Here is a 14,590-nt window from a genome sequence, read left to right as displayed (position 1 = left end):
CGATTGGGGCGGTTCGTGCCCATACTCCCCAAAATTTGGTAACTTTCCTACACGTTGTCCTACTGGACAACAGCTCCCTGGACCAATTTTTTGCCTGCCGGGATCGGATCGAAGGGCTTGCGGTCCTGCTGACACGTACTGCCGTCGGCTGGTGCCTGCAGGGTTGTCAGGTACGTCGTGATGCGGGCGTCGGCGCAGTTGCTCTTGAAGAGCGTCGTGTGGCCGTAGCCCTCGACCGTGAGCATCCGGGCGGCCGGGAAGAGGTCGGCGTACGGGCGGGTGGCCTGGTACGGCGTCGCTGGGTCGTACCGGGTGCCGATGACCAGTACCGGCGCCTTCACCTCGTTCGGCCAGGGGCCCTTGAACGCGTCGGTGTCCTTGACCGGCATGGACTCGCACGGCTGACTGATCCAGGCGCGGAAACGGCCGAAGTGCGGACCGGTCTTGTCGGCGGCATCGGCGTACTCGGGGTAGGCCAGAGGCCGGCCGGCCTTCGCGGTCTCGATGCAGGGCTGCATGGCCTGTGCCAGCGAGGGATACACCTCCCTGTGCTTGGTCCACTCGGCCAGCGCAGCCGGCACCTTCGACCTCTTCGCGGGGGCCGCCAGTTGGCTGTAGAGGTCGGCGAGCTCCGGCCAACCTGCGGGGTCGTACATGTGCTGGAAGCCGACCACCACAGCGACCTGGTAGGTCACGGTCGTTGTGGTCCCGTCAGGCAGCGTCACGACGACCGGGTGGGTCTTCAGCCGCTTGAAGAGCTTCTCGATGACCGTGGACGGGTCACCGAGCTTGGCCAGCGAGCACCTGTCCGGCCCGGCCTTCCTGCACTCTGCCTTGAACTGAGCGAAGGTCGCTGCAGCACCGTCGCCCTGCGCAACCCGTACGCCGAACGGGCGCCGATCGCCGTCCGACCCGGAGTACCCGGTCGGGCTGAGCGTCCCGTCGAGAACCAGTGCGCGAACCCTTGTGGGGAACAGCTTGGCGTAGGTGGCACCGAGGTACGTGCCGTAGGAGTAGCCGACGTAGCTCAGCTTGTCGTCACCGACTGCCTGGCGGAGCAGATCCATGTCACGGGCAACGTTCGCCGTCGACATGTGGGCCAGCTTGTCACCTGCGAATGCGGTGCAGTGCAGGCCGACCTTGATGCCCCAAGTGGTGTAGGCGCGCTCCTCGGCATGGGTGACAGGGAAGGCCGGCTGGCTGGCCAGTACCTTCTGCTCCTCGGCCTCTGTGCGGTAGCAGGTCGCCGGGTCGGACTTGCCGACGCCGCGCGGGTCGAAGCCGAGGATGTCGAACTGCGCCCGTACCTGCGGGGTGTAGGCGATCTGGGCGACCTGCTGGATGAAGTCGACACCTGGGCCGCCAGGGCCGCCCGGGTTGGTGAACAGCGTGCCGATGCGATGAGCCGGGTCGCTGGCGGGCAGCCGGGTCAGCGCGATAGTGGTTGTCGGGCCACGAGGGTGGTCGTAGTCGGTGGGGACCTCCACTGTGGCGCACTGGAACGGTTTCAGCTCCGGGGCGCTGCCACAGCTCCCCCAGTTGAGCTTGGGGACTACTGGTTGCTTGGTGCTTGTGGTTGGTGCGGCTGTCGCCGTAGTTGGTACTACGAGTGCGGCCGCGGCTAGTACCGCCGCTATCCGTCGAGCGGGTCGGACGTACACGGTTCTCCCCCAGCGAGTCGATGAGTGGACGTCATCGACGCTATTGCCGGGAGCTGTCGGTCCGAGTCCATCAACGGAAGGAGGCCGGCAGTCCGCCTCTCAGCGGATGCCGGCCCCTCGCAGGAGTGAACCTGGTGAGCGGAGCTCACCCGTAGTACGGATTGCCGACCGACCGCACCCCGTACTTCGTTTTGCTTTTGTCAGGCGGTCTTTTCGCGGCGCTCGCGCTTGCTGACCATCTGGTCGCGCGGGATCAGCGTCGGGTTGACGTTCTCCAGGACGACCTCGCCGGTGACGACGACCTTGGCGACGTCTTCGCGGCTCGGCACCTCGTACATCACGTTGAGCAGGACTTCTTCCATGATCGCGCGCAGCCCGCGGGCGCCGGTGCCGCGCAGCAGCGCCTGGTCCGCGATCGCCTCGACCGCGTCGTCGCTGAACTCCAGCTCGACGTTGTCGATCTCGAACAGCCGCCGGTACTGCTTGACCAGCGCGTTCTTCGGCTCGGACAGGATCTTGATCAGCGCGTCCCGGTCCAGCGGGGAGACCGTGGTGATCACCGGGAGCCGGCCGATGAACTCGGGGATCAGACCGAACTTGAGCAGGTCCTCCGGCATCACGTCGGAGTAGCCGCTGAGCTCCTTGGGCTTCTCCGGCTCGCGCTTGGCGTTGAAGCCGAGCGTCTTCTTGCCGACCCGCTGCTCCACCATGTGGTCCAGCCCGGCGAACGCGCCGCCGACGATGAACAACACGTTGGTGGTGTCGATCTGGATGAACTCCTGGTGCGGGTGCTTGCGGCCGCCCTGCGGCGGAACGCTGGCCGTGGTGCCTTCCAGGATCTTCAGCAGCGCCTGCTGGACACCCTCGCCGGAGACATCGCGGGTGATCGACGGGTTCTCGCTCTTGCGGGCGATCTTGTCGACCTCGTCGATGTAGATGATCCCGGTCTCGGCCTTCTTGACGTCGTAGTCGGCCGCCTGGATCAGCTTCAGCAGGATGTTCTCGACGTCCTCGCCGACGTAGCCCGCCTCGGTCAGCGCGGTGGCGTCGGCGATCGCGAACGGCACGTTCAGCATCCGCGCGAGCGTCTGGGCCAGGTACGTCTTGCCGCAGCCCGTGGGGCCGATCAGCAGGATGTTCGACTTGGCCAGCTCGACGGCCTCGTCCTTCGCGTGCCGGCCGGCGCTCGACGAGCCCTGACCGTCGCGGACCCGCTTGTAGTGGTTGTAGACCGCTACCGCGAGCGCCTTCTTCGCCACGTCCTGTCCGACGACGTAGGCATTGAGGAAGTCGTAGATCTCCCGGGGCTTGGGCAGCTCCGTCAGACCGACCTCGGAGCCCTCGTTCAGCTCCTCCTCGATGATCTCGTTACAGAGATCGATGCACTCGTCGCAGATGTAGACGCCGGGACCGGCGATGAGCTTCTTGACCTGCTTCTGGCTCTTGCCGCAGAACGAGCATTTGAGCAGGTCACCGCCGTCACCTATGCGTGCCACCGGGACAGATCCCTTCTCTGAGCAGTCGAACCGGGCGGACTCGAACCTGAACCATCGGAGTTGATCCCCACCCGGAACTCGCTTCGACGGTACCGCGCCCGGGGCCGAAACGCCGCGCCCACCGACGCGTTGTGACTACGCCGGTGGCGAACGCACTGTCACTTGACAGTGCGTTCCCCTGACTCGGTACCGCCGGAAGCGGAACGGTCGTTCTCAGACGCCGGCCGGGACCGGGGTCTTGAGGGTCTGCAGGATGTCGTCGATCAGGCCGTACTCGATCGCCTGGTCGGCGGTCAGGAACTTGTCCCGCTCGATGTCGCGGGAGACCTCTTCGTGCGGCTTGCCGCTGGCCTCGGCGAGCATGGTCTCCAGCAGAGCCCGCAGACGCAGGATCTCGTTGGCCTGGATCTCGATGTCGCTGGACTGCCCGTAGGTGCCCTCGGTGGCCGGCTGGTGGATGATGATCCGGCTGTTCGGCAGGGCGAGGCGCTTGCCCGGCGTACCGGCTGCGAGCAGCACCGCGGCGGCGGAGGCCGCCTGGCCCAGGCAGACCGTCTGCACGTCCGGCTTGATGTACCGGATCGTGTCGTAGATCGCGGTCAGCGCGGTGAACGAGCCACCGGGCGAGTTGATGTAGATGCTGATGTCCCGGTCGGAGTCCATCGCCTGCAGACAGAGCAGCTGCGCCATCACGGCGTTGGCGATCTCGTCGGTGATCGGGGTGCCGAGGAAGATGATCCGGTCCTCGAACAGCTTCGTGTAGGGGTCGATCCGGCGCATGCCGTACGACGTGCGCTCCTCCCACTGCGGGATGAAGTAGTTCATGCTGGTGTCCTTAGTTTCGCAGGAGAGGTCAGGAGTTCGGGCTGCCGCTGCTCAGCTGAGCAGCACTGGCCACGACGTGGTCGATGAAGCCGTATTCCTTCGCCTGGTCCGCGGTAAACCAACGGTCGCGGTCGGCGTCGGTCTCGACCTGCTCCAGCGGCTGGCCGGTGTGCTCGGCGATCAGCTTGAACAGCTGCGCCTTGATGTGCAGCGACTGCTGGGCCTGGATCTTGATGTCGGAGGCCGTACCACCCATGCCGCCCGACGGCTGGTGCATCATGATCCGCGCGTGCGGCAGGGCGAAGCGCTTGTCCTTCGCGCCGGCGCAGAGCAGGAACTGGCCCATCGAGGCGGCCAGGCCCATCCCGACCGTGGCGACGTCGTTGGAGATCCACTGCATGGTGTCGTAGATCGCCATCCCGGAGTCCACCGAGCCACCCGGCGAGTTGATGTACAGCCAGATGTCCTTGTTGGGGTCTTCGGCGTTGAGGAGCAACATCTGAGCGCAGATGGCGTTCGCGTTGTCGTCGCGAACCTCGGACCCCAGGAAGATGATCCGGTTGCTCAGCAGGCGCTGGTAGATGTGGTCGTCTAGTCCGCCGGATCCGGCACCGCCCGCGGCGGTGGGGCTGGCTGCAAATGTCTCGTTCACAAAGCCGACATTACTGGTCCCCACCCACAGACCTAAGGCTGGTAGCCACCTGTTCGCTCACGGCGCACGCCATCTGCCCTCAGCGAACTCCCCGAACAGCCGTTTACGCTCCACCCCGACTCGGGAAACTTTTCGTCGCCTGGTGCAAGTTAGTTACCAGATGGCGGCTGTCCACAGCCGCATCAGCGCCGTTCCGGCTGGTTCAGGCACTCTCGTACAGATGGACTGGTGGTGGCGGCAAGAGCTTGCGGACGAAGGCCTCGACGTGCTGATCCATACCCAGGACCGGATCATCGCGCGCAGCCAGCTCCTGGCCGCGGGCTGGTCGGACGCCGACATCCGCCGCCGGTTGCGCCGCCGGTCCTGGCAGACGGTCCACCCCGGCGTCTATGCGACTCACACCGGCCCGATCGGGTACGACGAACGCCTCCTCGCAGCACTCCTGTACGCCGGTCCGGATGCAGCCTGGAGCCACCACACCGCCGCCGAACAGCACGGGCTGATCAAACGCGACGACCGCCGGCCGGTCCACGTGACCATCCCTGCCGAGCGGCGAGTCAGGAGCCGCCCGAACCTCCGGATCCACCGCGACGAGCACTGGGCCAACCGCCTGGCAACCGTCATCCCGCCGAGACGGCAGGCGGCCCAGGCCGTACTGGACATCGTCGGAGTCTCAGCGACCCCGGACGAGGCCGCAGCCACGATCGCCGAAGCCTGCCAGAGCGGGCAGGTCAGCCCCGCCGACATCGTCCGAGCCCTCGACACGAGAGGCCGCCTGCGTCACCGGTCCGTACTGCGACCGATCCTGGCCGACGTCGCATCCGGCTCGCATTCCCTGCTCGAACTGCGATACCTACGCGACGTCGAACGGCGGCACAGGTTGCCGACCGGCGTACGGCAACGCCAGGTGGATCAGGAATTCACGGACGTCGCCTATCCCCGGTACGGCCTGGTGGTCGAACTCGACGGGCGCTTCCACCTCGCGCCCCAGCGCCGGTGGCGTGACCTCGACCGCGACAATCGCGCCACCCTACGAGCCGAGGCCACCTTGCGCTACGGCTGGTTCGACATCACCAACCGCCCCTGTGATGCCGCCGTACAGGTCCTCGATGTCCTTCGCCGCCGGGCTCCCGGCCTCCCGGCCGATCCCTGTAGTCGCCAATGCCCCGTACGTGATTAGGCGGAAACTTTTCGTCGCCAGGTGCAAGTTAGTTACCAGCTAGGTCGGGATGGGCCGAAACAGCCGACGGCCCCGATCCGTTGGGGATCGGGGCCGTCGGCTTGGTGTTCAGGTGGTTCAGGCCTTGGCGGGCTCTTCCTCGGCCGGGGCTACGGGGGCTTCGGCGTCGGTGTCGTCGGCCGGGTCGGCGTAGGTGCCGTCGGGCTGGAGGGTCTTGAGCTCGACGGTGTTGCCGGAGGCGTCGGTGATCTTGGCGTTCTCGACCAGGTGGGCCAGTGCCTTGCCGCGGACTACCTCGGAGACCAGGCTCGGGACCAGGTTGTTCTCGACGGCGTGCTGGGCGAACTGGTCGGGGCTGACACCGGAACGCTGGGCGTGCCGGACGATGTGCTCGGTCAGCTCCTGGTCGTTGACGCTCAGTTCCTGCTGCTCGGCCACCAGGTCGAGCACGAACTGGGCCTTGATCGCGTCCTCGGAACGCTTCTTCAGGTCCTCGTCGAACTCTTCCTCGGTCTGCTCCTCGCCCTCGAGGAACTGCGCGAACGTCATCCCGGAGTACCCGAGCTGCTGCTCCAGGTTCTCCCGGCGGGCGGCCAGCTCGTCGGTCAGCAGGCCCTCGGGGACCGGCACCTCGACCAGGGTGAGGATCTTCTCCAGTACGGCGTCGCGCGCGTCGCCGGCCTGCTCGAGGCGCTTGCCGCGCTCCAGCCGGGTACGGACGTCAGCGGTCAGCTCCTCGGCGGTGTCGAACTCCGACGCGGTCTGCGCGAAGTCGTCGTCGAACTCCGGCAGCTCCTGCTCCTTGACCGCGGTCACGGTGACCTCGACGTCGACGTCCTCGCCCTTGAGCTCACCACCGACCAGCTGGGTCACGAAGGTCTTCGACTCGCCCGCGTTGAGGCCGAGGACGGCCTCGTCCAGGCCGTCGAGCAGCTGACCGCTGCCGACCTGGTACGACAGGCCGGTCGCCTGCGCCTCTTCGATCTTCTCGCCGTCCTTGGTGGCCGACAGGTCGATCGTGATGAAGTCCTTGTCGGCGACCGCGCGCTCGACCGGGTTCAGCGCGCCGAACCGCTGGCGCAGCGCCTCGATCTGCTCGTTCACCTCGTCGTCGCTGATCGCGATGTCCTCGACGCCGGCCTCGAGGCCCTCGAGGTCCGGCAGGGTGATCTCGGGACGGACCTCGACCTCGGCGGAGAACTGCAGGCTCTCCTTGTCGTTGAACTCGGTCACATCGACCTCAGGCCGGCCGATCGCCTTGACCTGGTTGTCCTGGACGGCCTGCGAGTACAGCTTCGGCAGCGCGTCGTTGATCGCCTCTTCGAGCACCGGACCGCGACCGACCCGCTGGTCGATGACCTGCGGCGGGATCTTGCCCTTGCGGAAGCCGGGGACGACGATCTGGCTTCCGATGCTCTTGTACGCCGCGTCGAGGCTCGGCTTGAGCTCCTCGAACGGCACCTCGACGATGAGCTTGACCTTGGTCGGGCTCAAGGACTCGACGGTGCTCTTCACGGTGGCGGTTCTCCTTGGTCGATGACGTTCACAGCCGTGGCCGGACAGGCCACGCTGCACGGTGCTGCTGGGGTTTGTCGGGGCGACAGGACTCGAACCTGCGGTCTCCTGCTCCCAAAGCAGGCGCGCTAGCCACTACGCTACGCCCCGCAGTGACCGCACGAGTCTAGTGGACGCGGACCAGTGCTCGCGCCACCACCCCCATCGAGACCGCCGACGGGAACCGGTTTGAGACCTGGCCCGGCCATGTGGAATCATGTGCGCGTGCCCCCAACAGGGCGCATGCGGGTGTAGCTCAATGGTAGAGCCCCAGTCTTCCAAACTGACTACGCGAGTTCGATTCTCGTCACCCGCTCAGGAAGCAGAAGGCCTCTGGCCGCCGGGATCCGGTGACCAGGGGCCTTCTGTCACGTTCGTGCCCGAGCAGGCGAGGTACCGGCGCCAGCTTGCCCGGGTGACGGGCATTTCCGCGTCGGCCAGGACAGCTTCCACGTAGTCCGCCTTGACGCGCACCAAGTCATCGGGTGACTTCCGGCGCTCGTCGAGGGCTGCTCTCAGGTCTGGGCCGTCGACGCGTCGCGCCAGTGCGGCGTACCAGCGGTCCTCGCAGCGGTACGTTCTCGACACGGCCTGGGTGACGAGCTCTACCAGCTGAGCACGAGCCGAGTCAGGTACACCGGCTCGTGCGAAGCTCCGAAGGATCCGCTTCTTCAGACCCCAGGGAGCTCCGTCGCCGGCCCCCCACTCCTCGGGATAAGTGGCCTCCCAGCGCAGGAAGAGCACCGCGTACGGCGTGAGCTGCTCGAAGGTCGCCCAGCGGTCCGGGTACCACGAAGCGTCGATGAACCTGGACAGCGCACCGTAGATCGTGTGGTCGCCCGCGGTCCGCCCGATCGCGACCTGCCGGTAGAACTCCGCTTCCAGGGCAGGCTCCGCCGAGAAGTCGTAGCTCTGGCCGTTCGACCACCACAGGGCGTTCTCGCGCCGGATCGACTCACTGTGCTCGGCGCGGTACCGATCGTTTCGCACCTTCGCGGCCCGGCGCCGGGACGGGTCCGGATCGATGAAATCGACCGCCCATCGCCAGCGCTGCTCATAGATTCCAGGCACGTCGAACCATAAACGCTTCGAGGGAGCAGTACAGAACCGCGGCGCGGGCCTTGGCTTCCATTCTGTACCGCGCTCAGGCGGTCCGGATGGCGCTCAGGAGGGTCGGGAGGCTCTCGGGGTGGGCCAGGTTCAGGGCTGGGAGGTCGGCGGGGCGGAACCAGCGGAGGTCGTCGTGCTCCTCCGGGGCCGCGTTGACCGGGTCCCCGTCCCAGCTGGTGACTAGGAACGCGCGCATGTCGAGGGTGGGGTCGCTGATCGTCATGGGGACGGGTACGGGGGCGTGGATCTGGATCGCGAGTTCTTCGCGGCATTCCCGGGTGACGGCTTGGTGGTGCGACTCGCCTGGGTCGACGTGGCCGCCGGCGGAGAAGCTCCAGGCGTTGGGGTAGTGCTGGCGCGCGGGGTGGCGGTGCACCAGGAGTACGAGGCCGTCGCGGACGAGGACGGCGACTGCGATCTGGATCCGGGCGGCCATCGGGTCACCCTAGGCGCAAACGAACGCCTTTGGGGCGGACGGCTATGGGTGCTCTTCGTCGGCTGCCCCGGAGGCCTGGTCTACGTTCGACTGGTGGGGGCCGGCGAGCCAGGGCTGGGCTAGGCGTGGGTCGGCGGGGTTGGTTCCTTGGCGGAGTGCGGCGAGGTAGGCGCGGTCGGTGGACAGGCGGGCGGCCAGCTCGGGGCCTTTGGCTACGGCCCCGTGGCCGGGTACCAGGACCTCGGCGTGCCGGGCTGCTTCGTCCAGTTGGTCGAGGGCTGCTTCGTAGGTGTCCAGTTGGCCAGGGCGGCGGGGGTCGAGGAGTGGGATGAGTACGTCGGAGAGCATGTCGCCGGCGATCAGTACGCCGCGGTCCGCGAGCAGGATCGCTGCATGGCCGACGGCATGTGCCTGGTGCTCGATGAGCTTGCCCGGTACGCCTCCCCCGTCCGCGGGTAGCGGGGTGAGGAGCCCGATCAGTTCGAGTGGGATGCCCGACGCAGACTCGGCCGCCATCGCCTGCGCCCGCTCTCGCGCTTCGCTGGCGATCTGTACGCAACCGGCGGTCCCGTACCGCGGCACGTCACCGAATCGGGAGTGCCACAGCAGGTGATCCCAGTGCGGATGAGTGGAGAACCCAGCAACCACAGGAATCCCCAACCGCTCGACATCATCCGCCAGCTGGCTCAGGTCGTCCCCATCGATCCCCGGATCGACCAGCACCAACCCACCGTCCCCACGCACCACCACGGCATTGCTCCACACCCACTCGCTCTGCCGCACCCACACCCCATCAGCCACCTGCGTCAGCATCCGCCCACCTTGCCAGCTGCCCACCCCCAGCGCGAGCGCCGACATCCCCCGTCAGCTGCCCCACCCCAGCGCGAGCACCGACATCCCCCGTCGGCTGACTCAGCTCGGCGCCAGCGCCGACGTCCGCAACGTCAGACCTCGGTGTCGCCCTCCGCCGGTCGTCGATGGGCCCAGGCGACCGCGGCTGCCCAGCCCATGACGCTGAGCACTAGGCCGGCTCCCGCGCCTACGCCGGCGCTGTGCCAGAGGCTGCCGAGGAGTAGGCCGAGGGCTCCGGCGATCAAGGCGGTGGCGAGTAGTAGCGAGGATGCGTCGCCGCCCCAGCTCAGGTCGCGCAGGCGTTGGCGTAGTGAGCGCTCGCCTTCCATCAGCATCAGGACCTGGGCGCTGACCACCGCAGCGAGCAGCAGTACCAGTGCGGAGTGGACTGGGGTCATGGGAGCCATCATCGCGCGTGGCGGAGGGCGGATAGGGCGGAGTAGAGGGTGGCGGTGAGCATGCCGAGGGTGGTGAGGATGAAGGTGGGGCGAAGACCGACGGTGGTGGCCAGGACACCGGAGGTTAGGGCGCCGAGGGTTTGGCCGCCGGTTACCAGGGTGCGCCAGGTGGCTGTGGTTTGTGGAAGTAGGGCGGGAGGGACGAGGGATTGGCGGAGGGTGCGTTGGGGGACGCCGTACAGGGGCATGCCTAGACCGGTTAGGAGCTGGCTCAGGAAGGCCAGTGGGGTTAGGGCTGCGGCTAGGGCTAGGCCTGAGAGGGATGCGAGGAGCTGGCCGGTGATGTAGGCGCGGCCTAGGCCTAGGAGACGCCCGTACGCCGGGGCTGCGAGTGCGCCGAGTGCGGAGGCGACTCCTGCGACGGTGATGGCGGCGCCGACGAGCACTGGGGACCAGTGGAGTTCCCGGACCAGGTAGAGGACCGCCAGCGGGGCCTGGAGGGCTCCAAAGGCTGCGGCTGCTGTTGCGGAGATGACCAGTGGTCTGAGCAGCGGGTCGCCGAAGAGGTGTCGTAGGCCGCCCGTGAGGGATAACGCGGGTCCGCGAGAGGTAGGGAGGGGCGGTGGTTTCTTGAGGAGTACAGAGGTAACTGCGGATGCGGCGTAGGACAGAGCGTCGAAGGTGATGGCGAAGGGGGCGCTGGCGGCCGCAATCAGGGCGCCGGCCAGGGATGGGCCGGCGGTGCCGGCGACGGTCTGGGTGAAGAGGGTTGCGCTGTTGGCGGACATCAGGTCCTTGCGCGGGATGAGTACCGGCAGCAGCGACTGCGAGGCGGTGTCGGACAGCAGTGTGAGGGTGCCGGCGCCAACCGCGACCAGGTAGAGATGAAGCATCTGTAGGTGCCCGATGCTTGCCAGCAAAGGGATCGCGCCGAGCAATAGCGCTCTGCCCAGGTCAGCGACAATCAGTACGCGGCGCAGCGAGAAGCGACTGGCCCATAGGCCCGCTGGGAGCCCAAACACCAAGTGTGGAAGGACATTGAGGGCCGCGAGCACACCCATCTCCACAGCCGACGCATGCAGAGTGACGACGGCAACCAGCGGCATGGCGACAGTGGTGATCGCACTGCCGGTCCAGGAGATCGCCTGCCCTGACCACAGCTTCAGGAACTCCCGGTTGCGCCACATGCCCAGACCCTCGCAATGCGACGGGTTCAAGCAACAGCTCGGTTCACCGACAGCGAAGCCTGTTCACTGCACGCGGAAGACAGGACCCCGCGGCGTGAACGGCAGCGTCGCTCCCGCAGGCACCAGCCACGCATGCTCACGCCGCACCCGTACTACGTCGCACTGGCCGTCCGTGATGATCAGGATCGGCCCGTCCACCGGGAAGTCGTCCGCGCGCTCCAGCAGATCCACCCCCGGCTGCAGCACCGTCCCACCCCGCCCACGCACCTTCACCCGCCCAGCGATCTCGTCGACCGGCACATACCCCGCGTCGTACGCCGCCGCATCGCAGAAGACCACTCGAGCCGCCGGGACGTCCCGTGCCATCGAGTACGACGCGATCGCGCCCAACGCCTTCCCCAGCAGCGGCCGATACATCGACCCGGACGTATCCAGGACCACCCCGTACGTCGGCAGTCGCTCGACACTGGTCGGCCGGATCCACCCCGGCCGCGGGATGTCCGGCGTACTCGCCTGGCGACGCAAGGCGCGAGCGTACGTCCGTACCTTCGACACCGACGGCACATGCTCCTCGAACCAGCGCGCCAACTGCGCATCCCAAGCCAGCGGTGGATGGTCGAGCGCCTTGATCTCCTCCACAAGCCCTGCAGGCAGTAGACCCCGGCTGCTGTCGTGGTACGCCAGCCCGGTCGTCAGCGAGCGCCGGTAGATGTCGTCGAGGTCAGCAGCCCGCGCAGCCTCGCCCACCCGGGGCAGCGGCTGCCCGAGCACGTCCCCTAGTCCCACACCCCGCAGAGTCGCCAGCTTGCGGTACCTGCGCAGATCAGTCGTGATCCGGTCGTACACGGCCTCCACGGACAGTCCGCGCAGCGATACGTCGTACAGGGCTCCCTCCGGCATCGTGCCGACGCCCATCTCGATCAGCCAGCCGTTGATGACCAGGTCGGCCGCCACGTTCCACAGGTACGCATCACGCCCTCCTACGCGAGCACCGTGGCGCAGAGCAGCGTGCAGCATCTCGTGGGCCATCACGAAGCGCCACTCGTTCTGAGTCAGCTTGTGCAGCGGGTTGATGTAGATCTCCCCCGCCTCGGCGTTCACCGCCGCCACGTGAATGTCCCACCCGCGGGCGAGCTCCGCCTCGGCCACGACCTTCATGCTCGCCGCCAGCGCGCCCAGCAACGGGTACGACGACACAAACCACGCCAGCGCTCGGTCCCACTCATCCAGACGACCACCCGCGTCCGACAGCGACGACCGCACCCCACCAGCGACGTCTACAGCCGCCGCAGCCGCGTCCGAGAGCCCAACTGCAAACCAGTCCTCCCAGGCGGGCGGATCACCCCACCCAGTCCAGGGCTTCACGACTACGTCGTTCACATGCCCAGCCACACCCAACTGCCCGAACTCAACCGGTACGCCGGTACGCCGCCACTCGCGCGCCAGCGCTTCCTCGTCCGTCCCCGGCAACTCGTCAGGCAACCGCACCACCGCCCGCCCGATCCCCAACGACGCCAGGAACCGATTGACCGCCACATCACAAGCCGCTGCCGAAGCATGATCCGCGACAGGCCGGCCGGGCGTCGCGTGTCCCAGCCCCAGGTGGATCAGCAAATGCGCGAACACCCAAGCCCACTGATCCGCATCAGCCAACCGCGTCGGGTGAGCGTAGAAGGTCCCGTCCGAGTCGACGACCGCCCAGCCGTCGGCAGGACACGGACCGTTCTGCACCCGCCGGGGCTCGCTCCGGTAGCTGACCATCGCCCGGAAGAGCGGATGCGCCGCAACCACGCCCCACCCGGCGCGGATCGCTTCGAGCGCCGGATCCTTCTTAGGCCCGCGCCGAGCCATCAGCCAGTCCCCACCGAGGCATCAGCCGAGTCCTCGCCTGGCTCGGGCGGCCCAGCGGGCCGGGCCGTTCTCCCGGCGGGGCGGCTTCTGCTCGCGCCTGGCTGCTCGCTTCTCCCACCGGGTCAGCCGAGGCTCCCACCGAGCCGGCTTCTTGGCCCACCACCCCGGCCTGCTCGCCCACCCCATGTCAGGACCGGGCAGCCACGAGCCGGGGCAGGTCGCGGGTGACCTCGACCAGGAACCAGGACGGAAGGACAGGACGTCCGTCGTCGTCGGATGCGATCACGATCTGGGCTACCTCCAATGAGATTTCGGCCAGCTCCACCAGCAACGCCTTGCCGCGATAGGCCAACTGCCGCGCCGCCGGACTCGCCGACGCCTTGTCGGCCGACAGCTCCTTCACCAGCCGCGCGCGGAACGTCTCGGCCAGGAAGTACAGAAGATCGCGATCCTGCGGCGCCGCCGGCCAGTTCGCCTCACCCTTCAGCACCGCCTCCAGCCCGAAAGCATTCCGGACCGTCTTCACGAACGCCCGGAACGTCGAAGCATGCGAAGCAGTCAAGGTGCCGAAGGCAAGGATCCGGACGGTCTCGTCGTCCACCTCGTCGCCGTAGGAGTGCAGCGCGTCGGACAGCATGTGCCAGCTACGCGGCGTCGAGAACGGCTCCTCCGTCTTCGGCGGCGCGGTCCACAAGTGATCGGGCCGGTTGAGCAGGTAGTCCAGCACCCATGGGTGAATCCCCGCCCCCGCGGCCCACGCCAGCCAGTCCCGCGCCGACGCGCTCAGATGAACATGCACCAGCCGGTTGAGCAGCGCCGAAGCCATCGGCCGAGCCAGTGCGTTGTCGGTAGCCCGGTTCCCAGCCCCGATCACGACCGACCCCGCGGGCAGCTCGTACTCACCGATCCGGCGGTCCAGGATCAGCGAGTAGAACGCCTTCTGCACCTCCGGCGACGACGCGTTCAGCTCGTCCAGGAACAAGCAGTACGGCGTCTCCCGCGCGATGCTCACCGGCGGCGCGAACCGGCTCCGGCCGTCCACGATCTGCGGTACGCCGATCAGGTCCTCCGGCGCCAACTGCGTCCCCAGCAACGTCACGCAGTCCAAGCCGAGCGAGTCCGCGAACGAGCGAACCAGGCTGCTCTTGCCGATCCCCGGAGCGCCCCAGACGAAGACAGGCCGAACCACGGCTACGTTCAGCAACACGTCCGGCAACTGCGCCGGCGTCACGGTGATGGCGGCCTGCATCGGGTCCTTTCAGCGGTTTCGGGAGACACCTTCGATGGTCCTCCGCGTCACTGCGCGTGTCCATCGGATTTCCCGGCAAGCGCTTCCGTTACTCCGGGTTACCGGCTAAGGTGCCGCGAATCAGGAGAAGACACGGTGG

At 67.4% G+C, this 14,590-nt stretch carries 12 protein-coding genes, 2 tRNA genes and 1 pseudogene; 2 read left to right on the top strand and 13 right to left on the bottom strand.

Features of this window, described 5'->3' with window-relative positions:
- Nucleotides 1–59: 59 nt before the first annotated feature.
- The 4 genes and pseudogenes from ABD116_RS18850 to ABD116_RS18835 all read right to left on the bottom strand — a co-directional run bounded on the left by ABD116_RS18850 (nucleotide 60) and on the right by ABD116_RS18835 (nucleotide 4,634).
- The gene (locus tag ABD116_RS18850) at nucleotides 60–1,661 is read right to left on the bottom strand and encodes an alpha/beta hydrolase (protein ID WP_343971413.1); all 1,602 of its coding nucleotides are present in this window, start codon (nucleotides 1,659–1,661) and stop codon (nucleotides 60–62) included.
- 200 nt (nucleotides 1,662–1,861) lie between these two features.
- Nucleotides 1,862–3,157 carry an ATP-dependent Clp protease ATP-binding subunit ClpX gene (clpX, locus tag ABD116_RS18845; protein ID WP_343971410.1) on the bottom strand — a complete coding sequence of 432 codons (1,296 nt, stop codon included), beginning with the start codon at nucleotides 3,155–3,157 and terminating at the stop codon, nucleotides 1,862–1,864.
- A gap of 213 nt (nucleotides 3,158–3,370) precedes the next feature.
- Nucleotides 3,371–3,988 (bottom strand): annotated as a pseudogene (locus ABD116_RS18840) (ATP-dependent Clp protease proteolytic subunit); the annotation flags it as partial.
- A gap of 22 nt (nucleotides 3,989–4,010) precedes the next feature.
- Entirely contained in the window at nucleotides 4,011–4,634 is a 624-nt protein-coding gene (locus ABD116_RS18835; RefSeq protein WP_343971407.1) for an ATP-dependent Clp protease proteolytic subunit, read from the bottom strand.
- A gap of 220 nt (nucleotides 4,635–4,854) precedes the next feature.
- Between ABD116_RS18835 and ABD116_RS18830 the strand changes: the two genes are divergently transcribed.
- The gene (locus ABD116_RS18830) at nucleotides 4,855–5,814 is read left to right on the top strand and encodes a hypothetical protein (protein WP_343971404.1); all 960 of its coding nucleotides are present in this window, start codon (nucleotides 4,855–4,857) and stop codon (nucleotides 5,812–5,814) included.
- A 117-nt stretch (nucleotides 5,815–5,931) separates the two neighbouring features.
- Here ABD116_RS18830 and tig read toward each other — a convergent pair whose 3' ends face one another.
- Nucleotides 5,932–7,329, bottom strand: a complete 1,398-nt coding sequence (gene tig, locus ABD116_RS18825; protein ID WP_343971401.1) for a trigger factor — start codon at nucleotides 7,327–7,329, stop codon at nucleotides 5,932–5,934.
- Nucleotides 7,330–7,406: 77 nt separating this feature from the next.
- Nucleotides 7,407–7,479: transfer RNA gene (locus tag ABD116_RS18820), tRNA-Pro, on the bottom strand.
- A gap of 134 nt (nucleotides 7,480–7,613) precedes the next feature.
- Here ABD116_RS18820 and ABD116_RS18815 point away from each other — a divergent pair.
- Nucleotides 7,614–7,684: transfer RNA gene (locus ABD116_RS18815), tRNA-Gly, on the top strand.
- On the opposite strand, the gene ABD116_RS18810 is transcribed toward ABD116_RS18815, so the two are convergent.
- The 7 genes from ABD116_RS18810 to ABD116_RS18780 all read right to left on the bottom strand — a co-directional run bounded on the left by ABD116_RS18810 (nucleotide 7,684) and on the right by ABD116_RS18780 (nucleotide 14,451).
- On the bottom strand, nucleotides 7,684–8,439 hold the full coding sequence (locus ABD116_RS18810; RefSeq protein WP_343971399.1) for a hypothetical protein: 756 nt from the start codon (nucleotides 8,437–8,439) through the stop codon (nucleotides 7,684–7,686). The two genes, ABD116_RS18815 and ABD116_RS18810, sit on opposite strands and share 1 nt — an antisense overlap.
- 73 nt (nucleotides 8,440–8,512) lie before the next feature.
- Nucleotides 8,513–8,914, bottom strand: coding sequence for an NUDIX domain-containing protein (locus ABD116_RS18805; RefSeq protein WP_343971396.1), 402 nt, complete (start codon nucleotides 8,912–8,914; stop codon nucleotides 8,513–8,515).
- A gap of 42 nt (nucleotides 8,915–8,956) precedes the next feature.
- Entirely contained in the window at nucleotides 8,957–9,727 is a 771-nt protein-coding gene (locus tag ABD116_RS18800) for an MBL fold metallo-hydrolase (RefSeq protein ID WP_343971393.1), read from the bottom strand.
- Between the two features lie 131 nt (nucleotides 9,728–9,858).
- Nucleotides 9,859–10,164 carry a hypothetical protein gene (locus ABD116_RS18795; RefSeq protein WP_343971390.1) on the bottom strand — a complete coding sequence of 102 codons (306 nt, stop codon included), beginning with the start codon at nucleotides 10,162–10,164 and terminating at the stop codon, nucleotides 9,859–9,861.
- An 8-nt stretch (nucleotides 10,165–10,172) separates the two neighbouring features.
- Entirely contained in the window at nucleotides 10,173–11,351 is a 1,179-nt protein-coding gene (locus tag ABD116_RS18790) for an MFS transporter (protein WP_343971388.1), read from the bottom strand.
- Nucleotides 11,352–11,414: 63 nt separating this feature from the next.
- Entirely contained in the window at nucleotides 11,415–13,202 is a 1,788-nt protein-coding gene (locus tag ABD116_RS18785) for a vWA domain-containing protein (RefSeq protein ID WP_343971384.1), read from the bottom strand.
- A 187-nt stretch (nucleotides 13,203–13,389) separates the two neighbouring features.
- Nucleotides 13,390–14,451: an AAA family ATPase gene (locus ABD116_RS18780; protein WP_343971381.1), complete on the bottom strand. Its 1,062-nt coding sequence runs from the start codon at nucleotides 14,449–14,451 to the stop codon at nucleotides 13,390–13,392.
- Between the last annotated feature and the right edge of the window lie 139 nt (nucleotides 14,452–14,590).

Source organism: Kribbella koreensis, from assembly GCF_039525325.1.
GTDB lineage: Bacteria > Actinomycetota > Actinomycetes > Propionibacteriales > Kribbellaceae > Kribbella > Kribbella koreensis.
Note: the sequence above shows the minus strand (reverse complement) of the source record. Positions and strands in the feature narration are given on the sequence as shown.

Excerpts from the sequence above, each read along its gene's own strand:
- ABD116_RS18785 (WP_343971384.1), bottom strand. The coding sequence starts at position 13,202 with ATGGCTCGGCGCGGGCCTAAGAAGGATCCGGCGCTCGAAGCGATCCGC.
- ABD116_RS18780 (WP_343971381.1), bottom strand. The coding sequence starts at position 14,451 with ATGCAGGCCGCCATCACCGTGACGCCGGCGCAGTTGCCGGACGTGTTG.
- ABD116_RS18790 (WP_343971388.1), bottom strand. The coding sequence starts at position 11,351 with ATGTGGCGCAACCGGGAGTTCCTGAAGCTGTGGTCAGGGCAGGCGATC.
- ABD116_RS18805 (WP_343971396.1), bottom strand. The coding sequence starts at position 8,914 with ATGGCCGCCCGGATCCAGATCGCAGTCGCCGTCCTCGTCCGCGACGGC.
- ABD116_RS18795 (WP_343971390.1), bottom strand. The coding sequence starts at position 10,164 with ATGACCCCAGTCCACTCCGCACTGGTACTGCTGCTCGCTGCGGTGGTC.
- ABD116_RS18800 (WP_343971393.1), bottom strand. The coding sequence starts at position 9,727 with ATGCTGACGCAGGTGGCTGATGGGGTGTGGGTGCGGCAGAGCGAGTGG.
- ABD116_RS18830 (WP_343971404.1), top strand. The coding sequence starts at position 4,855 with ATGGACTGGTGGTGGCGGCAAGAGCTTGCGGACGAAGGCCTCGACGTG.